Here is a 1287-nt window from a genome sequence, read left to right as displayed (position 1 = left end):
CTCGTAGTGCGATGTGTGGTGCAGAGCGAATCCCCTTCTGCGGTACCAGCGTCCGGCAATCGCGTTGTCGGCCTCGACCTGCACGTAGGCGACCTGTGCGCCGTTGTGTGCGCCCCACGCCATCAGCCGGGTGAGCACGGCGTCGGCGATATGACGACGGCGGTGCGCCGTCGCGGTCCACAGTGCGGTGATGCCGAGCCATGCGACGCCGCTCGGATCGACGGTGACCGCTGCGCGCCCGGTCGCGATCACCGATGCGGTCTCATCGACGACGGTCGCGAAGGTGACAGGGCCGCGCGCTGCGCTGACGACCGCAGCCACCTCCTGCGTATCGGTGCCCGACCTGCCGTAGGACAGCGACCATGCAGTGCTCGGCGTCGGGTCGAGTGCGATGTCGACGCCGATCGACCCACGCGTGCCGTCGGTGGGGTCGAGGTCGCGTGTCAGCACGTGGATCGTCGGACTCGCCGGTGTGCCCTGCACGGTCCGTGGGGTGATCAGCCTCTCGGGCAGTGCCAGTAGTACGGGGAGGTCCCTGGCGCGGTACCACGCGGCGATGTCGCGCAGTGTCGACGCATCTGCCCTGGCCGAACGGTCCAGTGGTACAGCCGAATTCGCGCGACGCGAGAATCCTGCGCCTGCGCGAACGAGCCAGCCGGCGATCCAGGCCGACTCCACGCCCGGCCACGCGAGCGCCGCAGCGTGTTCGAGATCGCGGATCTCGCTGTTGCGCACGGGTCGAGCCGACAGCAGGCGGACGGATACCAGCGCAGTGCGGGGGACCGACTCGATGACTCCGTCGCGCTCGATGTGCAGCGCCGTCGAGTCGCCATGCGGGCTCTCGCCGCCGCTGCCTCGCTCGACCACGAATCCGGTGATGTCGGACATGGTCGGCGCGCCCGCCGGGCCGGGCGATGGGTTGGGTGCGCGACGCCAATCGGCGGGCGCATCCTCGTGCAGGAGATAACGCACGACGACGCGATCGCCCGGGTATGCGTCTGACGGGAGATCGGGAATCGGAGGCCTCCCACTCATCGCGCGATCCTGCGGCAGGTCAGTCGTCGTCGTGGCCGAATGGGTCGGCCTGCTCGCCGGGTACCCAGGCCAGTCCCGGGACACCCCACTTGTGCTTCTTGATCGCCTTCTTCGCCGCCCGCGCGTTACGTCCGATCAGGACGTCCACGTAGAGGAAACCGTCGAGATGCCCGGTCTCGTGCTGCAGCATGCGGGCGAAGAAGCCGTTGCCCTCGATCACCACCTCGTCGCCGTTGCGGTCGACGCCGGTGA

2 protein-coding genes are annotated in these 1287 nt (G+C 69.1%); both read right to left on the bottom strand.

All coding sequences use genetic code 11. The features are described 5' to 3' along the window. Nucleotides 1-1035 (bottom strand): N-acetylglutamate synthase, CG3035 family (locus tag GOOTI_RS15625; RefSeq protein ID WP_007239581.1); only part of this gene is annotated, 1035 nt, incomplete at its 3' end. 19 nt (nt 1036-1054) lie between these two features. Then, nucleotides 1055-1287: peptide deformylase (locus GOOTI_RS15620; protein ID WP_007239580.1), on the bottom strand; the 233-nt coding region annotated here is incomplete at its 5' end.

It is taken from the genome of Gordonia otitidis NBRC 100426, from assembly GCF_000248075.1.
Classification (GTDB): domain Bacteria; phylum Actinomycetota; class Actinomycetes; order Mycobacteriales; family Mycobacteriaceae; genus Gordonia; species Gordonia otitidis.
Note: the sequence above shows the minus strand (reverse complement) of the source record. Positions and strands in the feature narration are given on the sequence as shown.